General features: G+C 56.9%; 18 protein-coding genes and 1 riboswitch. Of the genes, 11 read left to right on the plus strand and 7 right to left on the minus strand.

From position 1 onward, the window contains the following. Positions 1 to 28 precede the first annotated feature (28 nt). From ASF29_RS22250 to thiC, 4 genes are read right to left on the minus strand one after another with little or no spacing between them, the layout of a single operon-like run. Complete coding sequence (locus ASF29_RS22250) at positions 29 to 802, minus strand: thiazole synthase (protein ID WP_062452871.1); 774 nt, start codon at positions 800 to 802, stop codon at positions 29 to 31. A gap of 3 nt (positions 803 to 805) precedes the next feature. Further along, a complete protein-coding gene (gene thiS / locus ASF29_RS22255; RefSeq protein WP_062452872.1) occupies positions 806 to 1,003 on the minus strand; it encodes a sulfur carrier protein ThiS in 198 nt (65 codons plus the stop codon). Continuing rightward, a complete protein-coding gene (gene thiO, locus ASF29_RS22260) occupies positions 972 to 1,967 on the minus strand; it encodes a glycine oxidase ThiO (protein WP_062452873.1) in 996 nt (331 codons plus the stop codon). The genes thiS and thiO overlap by 32 nt, the downstream gene beginning before the upstream one ends. Before the next feature lies 1 nt (position 1,968). Continuing rightward, positions 1,969 to 3,792, minus strand: coding sequence for a phosphomethylpyrimidine synthase ThiC (thiC, locus tag ASF29_RS22265; RefSeq protein WP_062452874.1), 1,824 nt, complete (start codon positions 3,790 to 3,792; stop codon positions 1,969 to 1,971). A gap of 103 nt (positions 3,793 to 3,895) precedes the next feature. Next, positions 3,896 to 4,007: riboswitch (TPP riboswitch) on the minus strand. Positions 4,008 to 4,175: 168 nt separating this feature from the next. On the opposite strand from thiC, the gene ASF29_RS22270 reads away from it, so the two are divergent. From ASF29_RS22270 to ASF29_RS22310, 9 genes are all read left to right on the plus strand, one after another. Further along, positions 4,176 to 4,427 (plus strand): acyl carrier protein, encoded by a 252-nt coding sequence (locus ASF29_RS22270; protein WP_062452875.1) that lies wholly within the window; start codon positions 4,176 to 4,178, stop codon positions 4,425 to 4,427. Next, positions 4,427 to 5,608: an acyl-CoA dehydrogenase family protein gene (locus tag ASF29_RS22275; protein ID WP_062452876.1), complete on the plus strand. Its 1,182-nt coding sequence runs from the start codon at positions 4,427 to 4,429 to the stop codon at positions 5,606 to 5,608. Before ASF29_RS22270 ends, ASF29_RS22275 begins: the two co-directional genes overlap by 1 nt. 4 nt (positions 5,609 to 5,612) lie before the next feature. After that, positions 5,613 to 6,521 (plus strand): amino acid--[acyl-carrier-protein] ligase, encoded by a 909-nt coding sequence (locus ASF29_RS22280; RefSeq protein ID WP_062452877.1) that lies wholly within the window; start codon positions 5,613 to 5,615, stop codon positions 6,519 to 6,521. A 7-nt stretch (positions 6,522 to 6,528) separates the two neighbouring features. Further along, positions 6,529 to 7,515 (plus strand): DUF1839 family protein, encoded by a 987-nt coding sequence (locus ASF29_RS22285; protein ID WP_062452878.1) that lies wholly within the window; start codon positions 6,529 to 6,531, stop codon positions 7,513 to 7,515. Between the two features lie 38 nt (positions 7,516 to 7,553). Beyond that, on the plus strand, positions 7,554 to 9,977 hold the full coding sequence (locus tag ASF29_RS22290) for a glycoside hydrolase family 2 protein (protein WP_244473629.1): 2,424 nt from the start codon (positions 7,554 to 7,556) through the stop codon (positions 9,975 to 9,977). Positions 9,978 to 10,172: 195 nt separating this feature from the next. Then, entirely contained in the window at positions 10,173 to 12,890 is a 2,718-nt protein-coding gene (locus ASF29_RS22295) for an ABC transporter transmembrane domain-containing protein (RefSeq protein WP_062452880.1), read from the plus strand. A gap of 42 nt (positions 12,891 to 12,932) precedes the next feature. Continuing rightward, positions 12,933 to 13,388, plus strand: a complete 456-nt coding sequence (locus tag ASF29_RS22300) for a cyclic nucleotide-binding domain-containing protein (protein ID WP_062453125.1) — start codon at positions 12,933 to 12,935, stop codon at positions 13,386 to 13,388. Positions 13,389 to 13,579: 191 nt separating this feature from the next. After that, on the plus strand, positions 13,580 to 14,440 hold the full coding sequence (locus ASF29_RS22305) for an MBL fold metallo-hydrolase (protein ID WP_062452881.1): 861 nt from the start codon (positions 13,580 to 13,582) through the stop codon (positions 14,438 to 14,440). A 156-nt stretch (positions 14,441 to 14,596) separates the two neighbouring features. After that, positions 14,597 to 16,255 (plus strand): adenylate/guanylate cyclase domain-containing protein, encoded by a 1,659-nt coding sequence (locus ASF29_RS22310; protein WP_062452882.1) that lies wholly within the window; start codon positions 14,597 to 14,599, stop codon positions 16,253 to 16,255. A 4-nt stretch (positions 16,256 to 16,259) separates the two neighbouring features. Here ASF29_RS22310 and ASF29_RS22315 read toward each other — a convergent pair whose 3' ends face one another. After that, entirely contained in the window at positions 16,260 to 16,742 is a 483-nt protein-coding gene (locus ASF29_RS22315; RefSeq protein ID WP_062452883.1) for a class I SAM-dependent methyltransferase, read from the minus strand. A gap of 15 nt (positions 16,743 to 16,757) precedes the next feature. After that, positions 16,758 to 18,098, minus strand: coding sequence for a nucleotide sugar dehydrogenase (locus tag ASF29_RS22320; RefSeq protein WP_062453126.1), 1,341 nt, complete (start codon positions 18,096 to 18,098; stop codon positions 16,758 to 16,760). Positions 18,099 to 18,222: 124 nt separating this feature from the next. On the opposite strand from ASF29_RS22320, the gene ASF29_RS22325 reads away from it, so the two are divergent. Next, on the plus strand, positions 18,223 to 19,320 hold the full coding sequence (locus tag ASF29_RS22325; protein ID WP_062453127.1) for a glycosyltransferase family 4 protein: 1,098 nt from the start codon (positions 18,223 to 18,225) through the stop codon (positions 19,318 to 19,320). Beyond that, positions 19,317 to 20,060 (plus strand): polysaccharide deacetylase family protein, encoded by a 744-nt coding sequence (locus ASF29_RS22330; RefSeq protein ID WP_062452884.1) that lies wholly within the window; start codon positions 19,317 to 19,319, stop codon positions 20,058 to 20,060. Before ASF29_RS22325 ends, ASF29_RS22330 begins: the two co-directional genes overlap by 4 nt. On the opposite strand, the gene ASF29_RS22335 is transcribed toward ASF29_RS22330, so the two are convergent. Beyond that, entirely contained in the window at positions 20,052 to 21,014 is a 963-nt protein-coding gene (locus ASF29_RS22335; RefSeq protein WP_062453128.1) for a glycosyltransferase, read from the minus strand. The two genes, ASF29_RS22330 and ASF29_RS22335, sit on opposite strands and share 9 nt — an antisense overlap. Positions 21,015 to 21,128 lie beyond the last annotated feature (114 nt).

Here is a 21,128-nt window from a genome sequence, read left to right on the forward strand (position 1 = left end):
CCCGCCCTTGCCATCGCTTGTCAACGCATCAGGAAAACACGGCAGTTCCAATAATCGGCGTCGATGGCACAGCCATATCGCGCGGCTCCAGCATGCCGGAAAGATAGGCCTCGCGGCCCGCCGTGACGGCTTTCGCAAAGGCACCCGCCATGATGACAGGGTTTCCCGCCCCGGCCACCGCTGTGTTCAGCAGGACCGCATCATAGCCGAGCTCCATCACCGTTGTCGCGTGAGACGGGCGACCAAGCCCGGCATCCACGATCATCGGCACATCGGGAAAATGTGCGCGCATCGATTTCAGTGCTGTCAAGTTAAGCGGCCCCATGGCGCTGCCGATTGGCGCACACCATGGCATCAGCACCCTGCACCCGGCATCCACCAGCTTTTCGGCCACGACCAGATCGTCCGTCGTATAGGGAAAAACGTCGAAGCCCTCACCCGCCAAGATGCGGGCTGCCTCGACAAGCGCAAAGACGTCCGGCTGGAGCGTATCGTGATGACCGATGACTTCGAGCTTGATCCAGTTGGTCTTGAACACCTCCCGCGCCATCTTCGCCGTCAGCACCGCTTCCTTCGCAGTGTGACATCCAGCCGTGTTAGGCAAGATCAGGCGGTCAAGCTCTCGGATCAATTCAAAGAACTGTCCGCCCTTTTTCCCGCCTGCGGTTTCACGGCGCAGCGAAATCGTCAAAATGTCCGCCTTGCTTGCACGCACGGCGTCCGCCAGAACCGCAGGCGACGGATAGCGCGCCGTACCCAGAAGTAGCCTGGAACTGACGTCGCGATCATACAATCGAAGCATGTCTTATCCTCCCTGCATGGGTGAAAGAATTTCGATCCTGTCGGAATCCTTGAGACGAAAATCACAGCGATCTTCGGCATGGACAAGATCACCATTGACGGCAGTCGCCAGCCAGTCGCCCTCGTAATCGAGTAAGCTCAGCAGCTCCGACAACGTTGCGGTGGCGAGATCATGCTCTTCGCCATTGACGTGAATCCGCATGGGAAACCTCCTTTTTATCCAAAATATCAGCGGCTTGCCGTGCCATGGAGGGCGACAGCAGAAAGCCGTGCCGATGCGCACCATTGATGAAGAGTGTGTCGCCCCTCTGCGTGATGCAGGGGAGATTGTTGGCGAAAGCGGGCCTGATGCCCGTGCCCGTTTCGATGATCTGTGCTTCTCCAAAAGACGGGTGAAGTGCGTAGGCGGCGTTAAGACACTCCATCATGGAGCGCGCTGAAATCGGCCCCCCGTCTTCCGATTCGATCATCGTCGCACCCACCATGAAGCGGCCCGGTTCGCGCGGCACGATGTAGAGTGGAATGCGCGGATGGAGCAGTCGCATCGGACGAGACAGCGAAATCTCGTCTGTTTCAAGATAAAGCATCTCGCCGCGCACGCCGCGAAGACCAGACAATGCCCCGATCTGCGCATGGCCCGTGCAGTCGACGATCCGGTCAAAATCCCCCTCATCGATGTTCTGTATCCCGAGATGAAATGTGACGCCCGAGGAGACCAGCCGTTGGTGAAGCGCGCTCAACGCCAGCCGCGGATCGAGATGACCTTCGCCTTCAAAAAAAAGCCCGTGCCGGAAACGACCGGCAAGATCGGGCTCGAGCGCGGCAATATCGTCTTCATCCACCCATCGATAGCCGCTGGTTCGAGAAGCAAAGCGCGAAAGTTCGGTCTTGTCCCGCGCAGGTGCCACGACCAGTGTGCCGTTGCGCGTGACCAGACCCGGCGTTGCTTCCTCCCACCAGTCGAGCGCCGATTGGCCGAGGGTCAAAACCACTTCCTCGGCACTTTCACGCTCACACCATGGCGCGAGCATGCCACCAGCGAACCATGATGCGCCATGGCCGATTGCCGGAGAGACGTCATTCACCTCCACCGCAAAGCCGCGTTTTACCAGTTCAAGGGCAGCCGTCAGACCCGCAACGCCTGCCCCCTTGATCAGAATGCGCATCTCATTCTCCGGCTCCAGGCTGTTGTAGCGGCATGTAAAGTTCACCACCCTGCTTGAACTTTTCCGCCATGGCCTCGAGACCTTCCTTCTGAGCCTCGGCGCGAATGTCATGCGAAATGCGCATGGAGCAGAATTTCGGTCCGCACATGGAGCAGAAATGCGCGACCTTGTGCGCTTCCTTCGGCAAGGTCTCGTCATGGAAGGACCGCGCCGTTTCCGGGTCGAGCGAGAGATTGAACTGATCTTCCCAGCGGAATTCGAAACGCGCGCGAGACAGCGCATCGTCACGCAGCTGCGCGGCGGGATGACCCTTGGCAAGATCCGCCGCATGGGCCGCGATCTTGTAGGTGATGACGCCGACCTTGACATCGTTGCGATCCGGCAGACCCAGATGCTCCTTCGGCGTCACGTAGCAAAGCATGGCGGTACCGAACCAGCCGATCATCGCCGCACCGATGCCCGACGTGATATGGTCGTAACCGGGGGCGATATCCGTGGTCAGCGGCCCAAGCGTGTAGAACGGCGCTTCGCCGCAGACCTTCAACTGCTTGTCCATGTTCTCCTTGATCTTGTGCATCGGCACATGGCCGGGGCCTTCGATCATGACCTGGCAATCTTTCGCCCATGCGATCTGAGTCAGTTCGCCCAGCGTCTCCAGTTCAGCAAATTGCGCCGCGTCGTTGGCATCGGCAATAGAGCCTGGACGCAGACCATCGCCCAGCGAGAAAGACACGTCATAGGCACGACAAATGTCGCAGATCTCGTCGAAATGCTCGTAGAGGAACGATTCCCTGTGGTGATGCAGACACCACTTGGCCATGATCGACCCGCCACGCGAGACGATCCCCGTGACGCGATTAACGGTCAGCGGAATGTAGTGCAGCCGCACGCCCGCATGGATGGTGAAGTAATCGACCCCCTGCTCGGCCTGTTCGATCAGCGTATCGCGGAACACGTCCCAGTTCAGGTCTTCAGCGATGCCGTTGACCTTTTCCAGCGCCTGATACAGCGGCACCGTACCGATCGGGACAGGCGAATTGCGGATGATCCATTCACGGATATTGTGAATATTGCGTCCGGTGGAAAGGTCCATCACCGTGTCGGCACCCCAGCGGGTTGCCCAGACCATCTTTTCGACCTCTTCCGCCATCGACGACGTCACCGCCGAATTGCCGATATTGGCGTTGATCTTCACCAGAAAATTCCGCCCGATGATCATCGGTTCGGATTCCGGATGATTGATGTTGGAGGGGATGATGGCACGACCGGAAGCCACTTCCTGCCGGACGAATTCCGGCGTGACGTGATCCGGGATATGCGCGCCAAAGCTTTCACCATCGCGGACAAGCTTTTCCTTCGCCGCCTCGCGTCCCAGGTTTTCGCGGATCGCGATATATTCCATTTCCGGCGTGATGATGCCTGCGCGGGCATAGGCAAGCTGAGTAACCGCCTTGCCATCTTTGGCGCGCAGCGGCTGGTTGCGGACGGGAAATTCCGGCGTCAAACGCTCGCCGGTGGCAAAGCCGTTGTCTTCCGGTTTGACGTGGCGGCCCTCGTAAGCTTCAACATCGCCACGCGCCAAAGCCCACTGCTGGCGAAGGCGAGGAAGACCGCCGTCGATATCAAGCAAGTGCGAAGGATCGCTATAGGGACCGGAGGAATCATAGACCGTGACCGGCGGCTCGCCTGCTGTCGGGTGCACAGCTATTTCACGCATCGGCACACGAATGTCCGGGTGCAACACACCCGGTTTGTAAACCTTGGTGGAGGCGGGCAGCGGACCCGTGGTCACTGTCGGAGAGAGATTTTTAGCAGCAATGTTCATCGTGAGGCTCCAAAGCAAAACAGTGGAGACCCAGTTCGAGCATGAAGACGAAAAAGCGCGGGATATGGATGATGCAGTTCCCCGGCACCGGCCGATACTGCTGTTTTCCGCGTTTGCACCGTCCCTACGCCAGTATGAACTGGATCAGGTTCAACGGGTCACTGCGCGTCGTAGCAGAATCTCAGCCCCTTGACGGGACACCCCTGGTGAATGCTCCAATGAGAAACCTAGCGTCGCATTTTGTCAAGCCGCTATCTGCGCCGCCTTTGGGTCTGCGCGTAGTCACGACAAATTAACCTAAGCATTTATTCGAATGTTATTTTTTGAAGCGTAATTCCAAGAATGAGCTATGATGGCAGCCACTTGACTGGAGACTACTTGAAATGAATTCAACTATTCGTGAAATACTGTCGAAATTCGGCCAGCTGCCAGTATCTGTCGATACGATTGCCGATGAGGCTGATCTTTACGCAGCAGGCCTGTCGTCTTTCGCGTCCGTACAATTGATGCTTGGACTGGAAGACGCATTCGACATCGAGTTTCCAGACAGCATGCTCAATCGCAAGTCCTTCGCCAGCATCGCCGCCATCAAGACGACGGTAAAAGCCATTATAGATGGTAAAGAGGCTGCCTGATGGACGCCTCCGTCGCCTCGACAGATGCGGCGCTTCTCGTGCGTGCGGCACGCGTTGCCGCCATTGCCGCAAAACATGCCGATGACGTCGATACGGTCGGTCGTTTTCCGAAGGAAGCAATCGCTGCGTTGCGCGAAGAGCGCTTGCTCGGCATTCAGGTTCCCGCGCATCTTGGTGGTGAAGGGGCAAGCCCTCTTCAAATAACCGACATCTGCTGCACCCTTGGCCAAGCCTGCTCCGCAACTGCCATGGTTTTCGCCATGCACCAGATCAAGACCTCAAGCCTCGTTGAACATGGGCAAGACAGCGAGTGGCACAGCGCTTTCATGCGTCGCATGACCGCTGAACAATTGCTTCTCGGCTCCGCCACCACGGAAGGCGGAATCGGCGGCAACCTGCGCAATTCCATATGCGCCATAGAGGTCGAGGGCAAACGCTGCCGCCTGCAAAAAGACGCAACCGTGATTTCCTACGGCAGCGAGGCGGATGCGATCCTCATCACATCGAGGGCCAACGCGGAAGCAGCACCCACCGACCAGGTGATGACCGTCTTCCTCAAAAATCAGTACCAGCTTGAAAAGACGCATGTCTGGAACACGCTTGGCATGCGCGGCACCTGTTCCGATGGCTTTCTGTTCAACGGTGAGGCTCCGTCCGAGCAAATCTTTCCGAAACCGTTTGCAGAAATCGCCGCGCAGTCCATGCTGGCAACATCACACCTGTTCTGGAGTGGTGTCTGGTACGGGATTGCGGCTGATGCCGTTGCCCGCGCGCAGGCTTTCGTCCGTGCCGCCGCGCGTAAATCACCCGGCGTTACACCGCCCGGCGCGATCCGGTTGGCAGAGGTTTCCAACAAGCTGCAAATCGTCAAGTCGAACATCATCGCTGGCCTGAAAGCCTATGATGAAACGAAAACGGACCCCGAAAAACTGATGTCAATGGCTTTCGCCATCGCCATGAACAACGTGAAAATCTGCTCGTCCGAAAGCATTATCGAAATCATCAACCACGCCATGCTGATCTGCGGCATCATGGGTTACAAGAATGGAACACCCTACAGTCTTGGTCGCCATCTGCGTGATGCGCATTCGGCACAGCTGATGATTTCCAACGACAGAATTTTGAGCAATTCCGCCAACCTCCTGCTGGTTCAGAAGCAGGATACAAGCCTTTTGGGATAAGACCATGGACATGCAAACATCGTTTCTCGATCGCCTGTTCGACAAAGGCCTGCTGATCGATACCGGCGTGGACGGCCTATACGGTCGAAGCGGTCAGTTCGAAGACGTTATCGTCACCTTCGAACGCCTGATCGACAAGGTCGGCGGCGGCGACAAGGCCGAAGCCATCCGCTTCCCGCCCGGCATCAATCGCGCCTATTTCGAAAAAAGCGGTTACATGAAAAGTTTCCCGCAGCTTGCTGGCACCGTGCATTCCTTCTGCGGCTGCGAGCTCGATCACGTCAGCCTTTTGAAGACAATGGACGAAGGCGAGGACTGGACCAAGGACCAGAAAGCGACCGATATCGTTCTCACACCGGCTGCTTGCTACCCACTTTATCCGACGATTGCCAAGCGCGGCAACCTGCCAGAAAATGGTGGTCTCTACGACATTCAGTCCTATTGCTTCCGCCACGAACCCTCCAAGGACCCGGCGCGCCAGCAGCTTTTCCGCATGCGCGAATACGTCCGCATGGGTACCGAGAGTGACGTCACCGAGTTCCGCCAGCTGTGGATGGACCGTGGTGTCGAGATGATGGAGAAAGTCGGTCTGGACGTAAAGATCGACATCGCCAACGACCCATTCTTCGGACGTGCTGGCAAGATGCTGGCTAATAACCAGCGTGACCAGAACCTGAAATTCGAGCTTCTGATACCGGTGACCTCGACCAGCAATCTCACGGCCTGCATGAGCTTCAACTACCATCAGGATGCCTTCGGCACGAAGTGGGGCCTGAACCTTGCAGACGGTGCGGTCGCACATACTGCCTGCGTCGGCTTTGGTCTGGAGCGGATCGCACTGGCTCTCTTTGCCAAGCATGGGCTGGATGTGGATCAGTGGCCGCAGCCAGTTCGCGACACGCTTTGGGGTTGAGGCTTGGATGAAAGCTATATTTCCGGGCTTGAGTGCTGAAAACTACACCCCTCACCCGCTTCATGCGTCTGATCGGATGTGGCCGGAAACGAACTGCTATGTCGATCTGTGGATCGAACTTCTGGCTTCCAGCGGACTGCCGCCGGAAGCCATGCTCGGCTTCACATTGACCCAGGATTTCGAGGGCGATCAGTTCACCTTTTTCAAGGTCCCGCTTGAAGATCTTGAGGCGCTCTATGGGATCCGCGTCAGCGAGTTGGCGATTTTCGACACGCTCGAAAGCCATATCGAGATGCAGTCGCGTCGCGGTCGTATCTGCCTGATCGAGATGGACAGCTTCTACATGCCTGACACGCAGGGCGTGGGCTATCGTAAGGAGCATGGCAAAACCACGATCGCAATCAACCGCATGGACTTGGAAAATCGCAAGCTGGAATATTTCCATAATGGTGGATATTTCGCGCTACAGGACGAGGACTTCTCGGGAATTTTCCAGCACCATCTCACCGATGGGCATCTTCCATTTCTGCCCTATACGGAGTTCGCGAAGTTTCCCGACATTCCGGTTTCGAATGCGCAGAGGAAGAGCGCGGCAGAACGCCTTTTGGCGCTTCATTTTGCGCGACGACCGAACCGCAATCCCATCCGGGCTTTCGCGGAGGTTTTTCCGCGGCAGGTCGAAGAGGTCGCCGACCGCCCCTTTGAATTTTTCCATAAATACGCCTTCAACACGCTTCGTCAGTTCGGTGCCAATTTCGAGCTGGCCGCCAGCCATTTCGAATGGCTAGAACCGGAAGATCGCTACAAAGAGCCCAGACTGCATGCCCTTCGCATTTCCGAAGTAGCAAAATCGGTGCAGTTTCAACTCGCCCGCGCGATCGCCCGTCGCAAATTCGAGGCACTGGCTACGGTGCTCGACCCTGCAATCGCCGCTTGGGACAGCATGATGAGCGAGCTGGAAACAGCATTGGCGAAGACAAGCGAGGCGGCGTGACCGCATCGTCAGGTTTTTTGTCCACGAATGAACAGCCCTTGAGCGAGGGCTGGACGCTGACGCTGACGCCAGCGGATGCTTTTCTTGCGCCGGCAGACATTCCCATGGATGCCGAAGCCGTCACAGCACCCGTACCCGGCACGGTCGCACAAGCACTCGAAGCTTTAGGACGGTATGATCGGCTTCAACCGCACACGCTCAACAATCTCGATGCATGGTATCGCCTGACATTGGTTTCAGAGCATATCGGGCCAGCCATCCTGCGGTTTCATGGCCTGGCGACGATTGTCGAAATCTTTGTGAATGGTCAACTCACTGCGCATTCGACCAGCATGTTCGAGGCCATCGATGTTCCGGTCGAACTGACGGGAGCCGATGAGCTCGCGCTTTGTTTCCGTGCTCTGGCTCTTCGCCTTGAAAAAACCGGCCCGCGCGCACGCTGGCGTCCGCAAATGATGAATAGCCAAGGCTTGCGGCTCATCCGCACGACAGCGCTTGGCCATATGCCCGGGTGGTGCCCTGAAATCCACGCCATAGGACCATGGCGAGGGGTCGGCCTTATAACAAAGTCCCTGTTCGAGATCGTATCGCTTCAAACCGAACTCGGCCCTCAGAATACGGGCCTGATACGCATGATAGCGCGTGTTGGCGATGGCTCTTCGGGCATCCGAATTTCCTGCAACGGCGTGTCCGCGCCTCTCGAGCCACGCCACGACGGCCTCTTCGAAGGTTGCCTCGAACTGCGAGATATCGAGCCATGGTGGCCCGCAACCCACGGACATCCGGCGCTATATCCGCTGGAGCTGCAGCTGGATGATCAGATTTACCCGCTCGGCAAGACGGGCTTTCGCAGGTTCGAGATCGATGAGGGGGCAGATACCAAGGGTTTCGGTCTGAAGGTCAACGGTCAGGCGGTATTTTGCCGGGGTGCCGTCTGGACCAACGCGGATATCGTTAGACTGCCGGGGGAAAGACGTGATTATGAGCCCTGGCTGCGACTGGCTGCGCAGGCGGGCATGAACATGATCCGCATAGGAGGCACCATGACGTATGAAACGCAAGAGTTTTTTGCGCTATGCGACGAACTGGGCCTCATGGTGTGGCAAGACATGATGTTGGCGAATTTTGACTACCCGGCCAAAGATGACGCCTTTCTCGCCCATATCGAGACGGAACTAACGCAACTTCTGCAGGCGACCAACCTGTCTCCGTCACTTGCGGTTCTGTGCGGCGGAAGCGAGATGTATCAACAGGGCGCGATGCTGGGACTTTCTGACGCTTTCTGGAAAGGCCCTTTGACAGAGGATGTCCTGCCGGGACACGTGAGGCGCCTGCGCCCGGACATTGTCTATGTCCCCAACTCGCCTTTTGGTGGCGCCCAGCCCTTTTTCGTAGATACGCAGGTCGGCCATTATTACGGTGTCGGCGCCTATTGCAGACCGCTGGAAGATGCGCGCCGTGCAGATGTAAGGTTTGCAGGCGAGTGCCTCGCCTTTTCCAACGTTCCGCAACAGCAGACCTTGGAAAAGCACCTCCCAGCCAAACCCGTCCATGACCTCAGATGGAAAGCGCGGGTGCCACGAGACCGCGGCGCATCCTGGGATTTCGAGGATATCAGGGACCATTATGTAAAGCTGCTTTACGGTATCGATCCTGCCACGATCCGACGCGAGAATGCAGACCGTTATCTCAACCTGTCACGTGCCGCCATCGCCGAGGTGATGGAGGCGACCTTTGCGGAATGGCGGCGGGTGGGTTCCAGTTGTCGTGGGGCGCTGGTCTGGACACTTCAGGATTTGCTGCCTGGAGCAGGCTGGGGGGTGATCGATTCGACCGGAGAACCGAAGTCGGCCTGGTACGGGCTGAAAAGGGCCTTTCGACCGCAGCAAATCAACCTTCTGGATGAGGGCACCAACGGCCTTAACGTCCATATCATCAATGAAAGCGGGCAGGACGTCGATATCGAGGTTGACGTCACCTGTCTGCGAGACGGACTGCAGCCTGTCGTCTCGGGTAAACGCGCGCTCACGCTCGCAGCGCGGCAGAGTCAGGCGATCGCCGCAACCGATCTGTTCGGTGCTTTCTTCGATACCACCTATGCTTATCGCTTCGGCCCGCCGTCTCACGACGTCACGGTGGCAAGGCTTTTCGACCGGCAGTCCGGAAGACTGGTGGCAGATGCGTTTCATTTCCCGAGGGGGCGCAGTGCTGCGCAGCATGCAAGCGTCTTGAAGGCCGAGGTGAGCCAGGATGGCCAATGCTGGTATCTGCAGGTCGACACCGATCGTTTTGCACAGTCGATCCATATCGCGGTCGATGGCTTCCGCCCTTCAGACGACTGGTTCCACATGGCGCCCGGCAATTGGCGACGGATCGAATTGATTGCGCTTTCGCCATCGCAGACGGAAAAACCGCGGGGGGAAATTCGCTCGCTTGGCAGCGACCAACTATTTCGTTTCTGAGGAATTGCGCTATAACGCGTCCATTCGTATTCGCGACGAAAAGCGCAAGCGTCAAACGCCGCGTTCTCTCCCGCCTTCGATTATACAGCGCATATCAATTAATGTTCGACTGACACCAGCCGCGATCCCTCAGCGGCTTTGACGCAATCGAAAACATCAATTACCTTCCAGTCCGGCAAGGCGTAGAAATCCTACATGGAAAAAAGTTTAACCCGCTATATCTGGAATCACACGCGGCGGCAGCAGCTTTTCATTCTGCTGATTGTCGCTCTGTCGATGATTCCCTATTTTCTGGCTTTCGACCTGCCTAAGCAGATCGTCAACGGCCCGATTCAAGGCGATGGTTTCGAAGGCGTCAACTCCACTCAGCTCTTCATGCATCTGACGCTCGATCTTCCCTATATGGGAAAGGTCACGCTCTTCCCCGGCATCGAATTGACACGCCTTGGCATGTTGATGGGTTTGAGCCTGACGTTTCTGGCGCTGGTCATCGTCAACGGTCTCTTCAAATATTACATCAACACCTATAAGGGCCGCCTCGGCGAACGCCTGCTCCGCAGAATCCGCTTCCAACTGATCGACCGGATCCTGTTGTTTCCACCCTCCCATTTCAAGCGCGTCAAGGGGGCGGAAATATCCAGCATGATCAAAGACGAGGTGGAGCCACTGGGTGGCTTTACCGGCGACGCCTTCGTTCAACCGGCACTGTTAGGCGGTCAGGCGCTGTCGGCACTCTTCTTCATTCTCGTGCAGAATTTCTGGCTTGGCCTCATCGCGGCCTTCATGGCGGCGATCCAGGTCGGCATCATACCCAAAATGCGCCGCCGCCTGATCGAGCTGGGCAGGCAGCGGCAGTTGAGCGCGCGACAACTTGCGGGCAGAATCGGTGAAATGGTCGACGGCATCGGCACGATCCACGCCTATGATACGTCCAATTACGAGCGTGCGGACGCCGCCCACCGGCTGGGCGAAATCTTCAAGATCCGTTACGACCTCTACCAGTGGAAATTCATCGTCAAGTTCATCAACAACTTCCTGGCACAGCTGACACCCTTCTTCTTCTACGCGCTGGGCGGCTACCTGACACTACGCGGCAGCCTCGACGTCGGCCAGCTCGTCGCGGTCATAAATGCCTATAAGGAACTGCCAGGCCCGCTGAAGGAACTGATCGACTGGGATCAGGCCCGTCAGGACGTTCAGGTCAAATACGAGCAGGTCTTCGAGCAGTTCGATTCGCCCACGATGATCGACTCCAAGATTCAGGCGCTGTCGCCCGAAGCGGCTGCGGCCATCACCGGGCCAATCGTCATCGCCGGCTTGTCGCTCGACGACGACAGCGGCACACGCCTGCTGGATCAGGCGTCTTTGACGATCAATCCAGGCGAAACCATCGCGATCGTCGGCGGCTCTGGCGCCGAAGCGCTGGCCGACGCATTGGGACGGACGCTGTGGCCGACATCCGGCAAGATCACATTTGGCGATACGGACCTTCATGAATTGCCGGAATCCGTCACTGGACGTCGCATTTCCTATGTATCGGCCGACACCTATTTCTTCCATGCGAGCCTGAAGGAAAACCTTGTCTACGGCCTGAAACATGCTCCGCTCAAGCCGAGGGAATACGAAGGCGCGGAACTGCTGCATCGCAAGTGGGAAATTCGCGAGGCAAAGCTGGCGGAAAACCCGGATATCGATATCAACAGCGACTGGATCGACTATCAGTCCAGCCCCGCCGGTTGTGATGAAGAGGAACATTTCCTCAAAGCCATGCTGGCCGTGCTCGACACGGTTCAGCTATCCCCGGATATTCTCGAATTTGCGCTGCGTTCCTCGATCGATCCGTCGACCGACATGTATCTGGCGGAACGGATCGTCGAATTGCGACAGGCCCTGCGCGCAGAACTCGATGAAGAGAACCTCAGCGGCCTGATCGTGCCCTTCGAGCCCAGCAGCTACAATGCCGAAGCCACGGTTGGCGAGAACATCATGTTTGGAACGTTGTGCGACTCCTCCGTCTCCAGCCGCCAGATCATCGACAGCGACTATTTCCGTTCGCTCATGCGCAGCAGCGGGCTCTCCGAGACGCTTTTCGACATGGGATACACCATCGCAGAGAACGTCGTTGAAATCTTCAGCGACCTGCCTCCAGATCATCCCTTCTTCCAGCAGCTGACCTTCATGACCGCGGACGATATTCCCGGCTATCAGCAGATGCTCCAGCGTCTTCAGGGCAAGGGCTATAAGGATGCGACGGAGGCCGAGCGGCGGGCAATGTTGCGTTTGGCATTCTTCTACATCGAGCCCCGGCAGCGTTTCGGCTTGCTGACGCAGGAGGTGATGGACAAGATCATCGAAGTCAGACACATGTTCCACGAAAAACTGCCTGACGATCTCCGCACTTGGATCGAGCCTTACGACCCTGAAAAATATGCGACATCGACCAGCCTTCTGGACAACATCCTGTTTGGCAAAATCAGCCATCGCTACGCCGACGCGTCTCGTCGCATTACCAAAATCGTCGCGGACGCGATGAAGAAACAAGGCCTTTATGAGCGGGTTCTTGCCGTGGGACTGGAATTCAACCTGGGCGCAGGTGGCAAGCGGCTAGGTCCGTTGCAGCGACAAAAGCTCAATCTTGCGAGGGCTTTGATCAGGAAGTCTGACTACTATGTCTTGAACCGTCCACTTCCCGGTCTCGATCACAGGCTACAGCAGGAAATCGTCGACAATGTCATTGCATTTTTGCGCAATGACGGTTCATGCCCGACCGTTTTATGGGTGCTGTCCAATCCATCCCTATCGAAAATGTTTGATCGTGTTATCGTGATCAATCAAGGCACCGTTGTCGCAGATGGAACATACGAGACTCTTGTGGAAGAAAACGGTACATTCAAGGAAATGATCGCGGCATAGTCGGTTGTGGCGGTTGAACAGGAACACGAACAGGACAAGGCAATGCTTTTCAAAGACGAAATTCAGATGCTGAAGCGCGTTCCCTTCTTCAGTGGAATGGAACCATCAAAACTGAAACTGCTCGCTTTTGCATCCGACCGGGTTTCATACCACGCCGGTGATGAACTCTTCCGCCAAGGTGACATCGGAGACGCAGCCTATGTTCTGCTGACGGGCAAAGTCGACGTCCTCATCGATTCCCCCTCCGGCCAGATCAAACTGACGGAAATGAGCGGCAATGCCATAGTCGGCGAAATCGCCATTTTATGCGACAGTGTGAGAACCGCCACCGTTCGCGCCTCCACCTCGGTCGAGGCCCTGCGCATCGGCAAGGAACAGTTTTTCAAATTGATGTCTGATTTCCCTGACGTGACGATCAAGGTCATGCGCGTTCTGGCAGAGCGTTTGACGCACACCACGACAGAACTGAGCAAAGCCAGGTCCGGTTCAAACGCGTAAACAAAACATCCTTCCTCAGCATCCCCACCGAAAAGAAAAATAAAAGTGGTACTATTGTAATAAAACTGAAATGCTGCACGTACTAAAGGCGGAGACGAACATGTCTTCCGGAAAGTCGAGGCAAGAGCAAGAGCATAACGCGACACCTATCGGAGGATAGTTCGGGTGCGCGTAGTGGACTGGGGTGTATCATGGCGTTGCATTCCGACGATCTGCGTCGGGACGAAAAACAGGGATTTCGGATTAAGATTTGGGGAGCACGGGGAACGCTTCCCGTCTCAGGAGACAAATTCCGGAAATATGGCGGCAACACGATCTGCATCGAGGTCAGGTGCGGAAATCATGTTCTGCTGTTCGATGCAGGTTCTGGGCTGCTACCCGCCGGTCAGGCTCTGAAAGCCGAAGGCATCGGCGACGTCAATATGTTCTTTTCCCATTGCCATTACGATCACATCGTCGGTTTTCCGTATTTCAAGCCATTTTTCAATCGTGAAAACGATGTCCGCATCTGGTCCGGCCATCTCGCAGGGCAGCAGACGACGCGCGAAATGCTGGCTCAATTCATGAGTCCACCCTGGTTTCCCGCACCGCTGGATATCTGTTGCGCCCAGATCGTAACGAAGGACTTCAAGGCGGGCGACGTACTTCCCGTTCATCCCGAACTCAACATCACGACCGGTATGCTCAGGCATCCTGGTAACGCCATTGGATACCGCATAGACTGGCAGGGCCGCAGCTTTGCCATCATCACTGATACCGAGCATGAGAACGGCAAGCTCGACAAGACGGTCCTGAAACTCATAGAGAATGTGGACCTGTTCCTGTACGACGCCTGCTTCACAGACGCTGAGATGGAGACCTATCGTGGCTACGGCCACTCGTCCTGGCAACAGGCGGTTCTTCTGGCCAAGGAAGCGAATGCCAAGAGCGTTGGTCTCATTCACCATGCCCCTTTCCGCACGGATGATGATCTCGACCTCATCGAAGCCGATGCCCGCAGAGAATTTCCTGGCGCTTTTGCTGCGAGAGACGGACAGACGATAGACCTCTGATCACCCCGAATTCCAAGAACGGAAATGCCGACGACGTGATCCTTGGTCTATTCTGCTTTTCGGATCGTTGAGGTATAGCAGCGAACGGCTTATGGCAGGTGCGCCTCCCTGATCGTTTGCCAGTTTGGATACTCAGGCCAACCGGAGCCAGCAAGCATGGTCAAAATCGTGTCGGAAACGTCGCTCAGACGTGCACGATTGCTGTCCGGCCTGATCATGCTGGCCTTCGTCTTCACCCACCTGTCGAACCATGCCCTGGCTTTGATCTCACTCCAGACGGCGGAGGAAGGGCGCGCGTGGTTCACGTTGGTCTGGCTCAATCCGCTCAGCAGCGTCTTGCTTTACGGCGCGGTCGTAACCCATATCACCCTCGTTCTGCGCTCGATCTATGTTCGCAGAACCCTGAAGATGCCCGTGCGAGAGGCTCTGCAGATCATCATTGGTCTGTTGATCCCCTATCTGATCATTGATCATGCAAGCAGCATCCGGCTGTCGCGAATGCTCTATGGCATCGATATCGGTTATGAGACCGTCATCAACAATTACTGGATACGCAATCCTGTGTTGGGTCTGCGGCACAGCATTGCATTGGTGCTGGTCTGGGCCCATGGCTGCCTCGGCATATTCTTCTGGCTGCGTTACCGCGACTGGTACCGACGCATCTCCCCCTATCTGCTGACGATAGCGGTTCTGCTTCCCATTCTTGCGCTTCTGGGCTTCAGCGATGCGGGCCGAGCAATGGAATATGATCCGCCTCCACCTCGACCTGTACACGCCAATCAGAACGATCTCGAAGCCGTCGTACAGATGTTTACGACAACACTGAAAGCCGTCTTTGGCGGCGCTATTCTGCTGATTTTTCTCCTTCGCGGCGTGAGAAGCTGGCGTCAGAGATCAAGCGCATATTCGGTTCGATACGACCATGGCGCTCTGGTCCGTGCGCCCGCAGGCTTGAGCATTCTCGAGGCCAGCCGTTTAGGCGACGTATCTCACTTTTCCGCATGCGGTGGAAAAGGTCGCTGCTCGACCTGCAGAGTCAGGATCGTCAGTACAGATGGCCCGCTGCCCGAACCGTCTACGATGGAGAAGGCCACACTGCAGCGCATCCACGCTGATTCCGACGTCAGACTGGGTTGTCAGCTACGCCCCAAGCACAATTTAAGTGTGGCTCTGCTTCTGGCCTCCAAGCAACAGAGCGATATTCCCGCCAGCGGCGAACCGATCCGCCCTGGGCGGGAACAGGAAATCGCCGTCCTGTTCTGCGATCTACGCAATTTCACCGCACTATCCGAGGCTCGGCTGCCCTACGACATGGTCTTTCTTCTTAATCGTTACTTCACCGTCGTGGGCCAGGCCGTGGAACAAGCGGGCGGCAGGTTGGACAAATTCATCGGCGATGGCGCGATGGCCCTGTTCGGACTGGACGACAATAGCAGCAATGCGAGCCGCGATGCCATGAAGGCCGCGGCTCTCATTCTACGCAATATGGAAACGCTGAATGAGGAACTCGAAAGGCAGTTTTCGGTCAGGCTGAGGATTGTGGTCGGCATCCATACCGGCCCCTCCATTGTCGGCGTCATGGGGTATGGTGCGGCCAAGACGCTGACGGCGATCGGCGATACCGTCAACGTGGCGAGCAGGCTCGAAAGTGCCGCCAAGGAGTTTGAGACGGCAGTCGTCGTGTCAGAGCATGTGCTGGCGCAATCGGGGTACGACGCAACCTCATTGCAAAGCCGCACGATCGCAATACGCGGCAAGAGTTCTGATATGAAGGTGTTCCTGATTTCCGAAACGGCAAGCCAGCGTTTCCTGTAAGCCCCTATACCTTCCGATAGAGGAAGTAACGATCCTCTGGCACCGAGGCAGGCACCGGAATGGGATTGAGGCTTTTCTCGTCAAGCGGCAGTCCGGAAACGGCGATACCGTCTTTTGCCAGCATGCCCGCAACAAGCTGCGGCAGCCAAGTGAGTGTCACGGCATCTTTGTCAGGATAGCCGGTTCCGATATCGGCATGCACCAGTGCAGCCTTGATGCCGACATAGGCCTGCGCCGTTTCGGCAATTTCTCCGATCACGAGATCCTTGTCATCCGGCACCGAAGATGCATGGGCTCCCATGGCGCGATCGAAAGCCACGATGCGTCGCGTAGGAAACAACTCGCGCAGGTGGTTGAAGGTGCGCCCGTTACCCAGACCGATTTCCATAACGCCGCCTTCTGCTGGAAGGTCGAGGTCGGCTTTGACGTGATTGAGAATATCGCGCTGGGCCGTCAGGCGGCGAATGAAGCTGTCCAGTCTGCTCATCTGTCTGGTCTTTCTTCAGGCTTTGATGATGTGGCTTGCGACGATACCACGCCGCGCAAAGGCATTGCGTGTGTCGATGATCAGCGGCGACCATTCGCTCAAGGCCTGATAATCGATGGCGTCATGATCGGTGGCGACGAGAACGGCGTCGAATGCACCTATGGTCTGCGCATCCCAACCTACCGACTTCATGCCCAGAAGTTCACCATATTCTCGCGTTTTCGGAATTTCCGAAACATGCGGATCATAATAGGAGGGTTGTCCGCTGCGCTCCATGATAAGCTCGATGAGCTTCAGCGAGGGGCTTTCACGGATGTCAGGCACGTTCTTTTTATAGGCAAGCCCGATAATCAGAACTTTGGAGCGGCTTAGAGCCTTGCCTTGGTGGATATCGAGCGCTTCGGCCAGCCGACCGACGATGTGGCGGGGCATGCCGGTGTTGATCTGCCCGGCAAGCTCGATGAAGCGCGTCGGCAACTCATATTCGCGCGACTTCCACGTCAGGTAGAAGGGATCGATGGGAATGCAGTGCCCACCGAGCCCTGGCCCCGGATAGAAAGGCATGAAGCCAAAAGGTTTGGTCTTTGCTGCATCGATAACCTCCCAGATATCGATGCCCATGGCTTCGTAAACGACCTTCAATTCGTTGACGAGCGCGATGTTGACGGCGCGAAACACGTTTTCGGTGATCTTGACGGCCTCTGCGGTCGCATTGGTCGACACCGGAACAACGGTCTTGACGACCGCACCGTAGAAGGCGGCCATCAATGCGCCAGCGTCATCACCATCGCCGGCCACGACTTTTGGAATGGTCGACGTTTGAAAGTCGCGGTTGCCGGGATCTTCGCGCTCTGGCGAAAATCCGAGGAAGAAATCAGACCCGGACCGAAGCCCTGTCTTTTCGAGAATAGTTTTGACCACACCATCCGTCGTCCCCGGATAGGTCGTTGATTCCAGCACGATCAACTGCCCGGCACGCAGCGTCCCGGCGATCTCCCGGCAGGTATTCTCGACATAGGAAAGATCAGGTTCGCGGTACTTGGTCAGCGGAGTGGGAACACAGATCGCGACGACATCGCACTCACCGAGCCGCGCAAAGTCGCAGGTTGCCGTAAACAGACCATCCGTCCGCGCACCGTTCAACACATCGTGGGATACAGCCTCGATATAGCTCGTGCCGGCATCGATCGCGGTAATCTTGCCCGGATCGATATCGAAACCGACCACTTCGAAACCGGAATGCGCGATCGTCATGGCGAGAGGCAGGCCGACATAGCCGAGCCCGATGACGCCCGCTTTCGCCTTTTTAGACTGGATCAGTTCAAGAAGCTGCTGTGAGTTTGAAGAAGAAGTCAAAGCTGATTGCGCTCCGCGCATGGAAAAACATGCTCATCAGTTGGGCGAGAACAGACACAGTGTCAAGGTTGCCCCGTTCGAATTCCCATTGACGAGACGTTGGATTGCGAAGCAAAACTCGGCAATGAAAATCGCATTCTATGCTCCTCTGAAATCGCCCGATCACCCCGTCCCATCCGGGGATCGCCTGATGGCACGTCAGTTGATGAAGGCGATGAGACTTTGCGGGCACGATGTTCATGTCGTTTTGGAACTGCGCAGCTTTCTGCGCGAACCGGCAGGCGACGCAGCCGAGGCCCTGAAACTGACTGCGCGGGCCGAGCGGGCGCGAATTGCAGCGGATTGGCAGAAAAACGGTAGCCCGGATGTCTGGTTCTGCTACCATCCCTATTACAAGGCGAGAGACCTTCTGGGGCCTAAGCTTTGTCGAGACTTTAGCATATCCTACGTGACCGCCGAGGCTTCCTATTCCCCAAAACGAAATGCCTCGGGCTGGGCAGACATTCAAGAAGGCCTTCTGTCCGATCTTCGCGCTGCCGACATCAATATCTGTTTTACACAGCGGGATCGGGCAGGTCTGATCAAGGCCGATCCGGACATAGCGACCGCGATGCTTCCGCCGTTCATCGATACCGCCGCTTTCGCCAAGACCGTGCCCCAGCCCTTGGCGCATCGCCTCGTGACGGTCGCGATGATGCGAACAGGCGATAAGTTGGAAAGCTACCGGGCCCTGGTCGAAGCGCTATCACGGTTACCGGAGGATTTGCCCTGGACGCTCGATATCGTCGGAGACGGACCTGAACACGACGCCGTGCGCCAGATGTTCGACGCCCTTGATGCTCGCCGCCTGATCTGGCATGGTGAGTGCGATGCTGCAGCGATAGCTGACATTCTTTCCAGAGCCTCGCTCTACGTATGGCCGGGTCATGGTGAAGCCTACGGACTGGCCTATCTGGAAGCGCAAGCGGCCGGACTGCCTGTAATCTCGGAACATGTTGCGGGTGTTCCAGAAGTCGTGCGTGACGGCGAAACCGGCATTCTGACACCGCCGGGCGATGTACAAGCCTATGCGGATGCTATCTTGAGAATGTTGACCGATACCCAGCTACGCCAGGCCATGGCGAAAAATGCCCGCCGCTTTGCCATCGAGGAGCGATCGCTTCAAAGTGCTGCCGCGACGCTCAAACACATTCTCGATCACCTGCCGGAGCGAACATCATGACGGAAAAGCTGTTTCGCGATACGCTGGACGACTTCGCCAGCAAGAACATCGTCGCCGATCTATGGCTGCGCGATGACGACGCGGTGCTGCCAAGCGCAGCGCTGGATCGGTTGCTCGGCCTTTCCTCCGAATTCTCGGTCCCCATGACGCTGGCGGTCATTCCCCAGCCAACGGGGCAATCACTGGCTGACCATCTCGCAACGACAAAAAATATCGATGTCGCGGTTCACGGCTGGGCTCATCGCAATCATGCTGGCCCCGACGAGAAAAAGCGGGAACTTGGACTCCACAGGCCGCTCGAAACAGTGACGGGTGAATTACGCGCCGGGCTCGTAAAACTCGAAGAGCTTTACGGAACGAGGTTCGTTTCCATGCTGGTGCCCCCATGGAACCGCATTGACGACGCCATCGTCGGACAGTTGCACGATCTCGGTTACAGAGCGCTGTCGGTCTACGGGCCGGAAAAGATGGACCCAATTTCCGAGTTGAACACCCATGTCGATGTCATAGACTGGCGCGGCACGCGCGGTGGAAAGGACCACGACCTGCTCTTCGAAGAGCTGGCACTCCGGATGCAAGGGGCTCACCACGCAAGTGGAATGACCGGGATACTCACCCACCACCTTGATCATGATGAGAGCGTCTGGACGTTCCTCAAGAGGTTATTTGCGATCACGCTCGACCATCCCGGCTGCCGATGGCGCTCGTCGCGTCAGTGGATCGATCAGCTCTCACCATGACTTCCAGGCAATCAGGAAACCGTTTCCGTTCGCGTCACCTCCTGCACGGATTGCTTCCACCTCGCTGAAAGCAGCGCGATCCGGCAGAGCGGCAGCAACAAAATCACCGCCGGCCAGACACACCGATCCCGCTCGTGCAACGACGGTAAAGATCAAGGGACCGGTTGCCCACCACGCCGGTGCCTTCGGAACCTTCTCAAAGATGTCTGGCAGGGCATCCAAAATGCGCTGGAAAACCGGGTGTCCAGGAGGTGTCCCGATGAAGGAATTGGCCAGAAGCAGGCTCCCCTGCCCCGTCTTGCGCGCAACATCCTCGCCAAAGGCGGTGAGTCCGATCATCGGCAGGACGTCAGTGAAACTGATATCCTCGCGGGCCGGATAAAAATCACAGTCCAGATAGATTCCGCCAAATGTTAGAAGAATGAGATATCGCGCTACATCGACGGCACCGGGATAGTCGCCATCTGCAAGCATGCGCGTAAAAATCGGATGGGAGAAAATGCCCGCCTCTTCCAGATCGGCCTCGCGCCAAAGGCGATAGCTCAACCCATGCGCCTTGGCGTGGTCTGCCCATGCTTGCGTCGAGTTGGGCACACCCCTTTGGCCGATCCATATCTGGTGCAACAGACGAGGCACGGGCTCGCGATTCTTCGCTGCGATACGGCGCAACTCCGATCCAGTGAAACGGCCATGGGATGCGAAGGTCTCCGGCGGTGGCACAAGCAGATATTGATAGCCGGTTTTGCGCACCTCGTCGCTTTGCGCCTTGGCAAGTCGCAGATAGGCGGAATGGAGCCTGCGCGGCAGACCGAGCGCCGTCATTTCGCCCATTGGCGTCAAGTCACCGGCGAGCGAAAGCTGCTCCAGCGTGCTGCCCGCCGCATCGAAATCCGCCTGCTCGATCATCCGCCTGACGAGCGCGAGCTTTTCGTCAAAATAAGCCTTGTCGGGCATGATCATTCCTCAAAAATTCATCACTCGGACATATCTTCGAAATAGATGTTCTTCCGCAAGCCCGACTGCTTAGGAACTTCCTTATATTTTCGATGTTTCAGGAGCATAGACAGA

Source organism: Rhizobium sp. Leaf262, assembly GCF_001422245.1.
In the GTDB taxonomy this organism is placed as follows: Bacteria; Pseudomonadota; Alphaproteobacteria; order Rhizobiales; family Rhizobiaceae; genus Agrobacterium.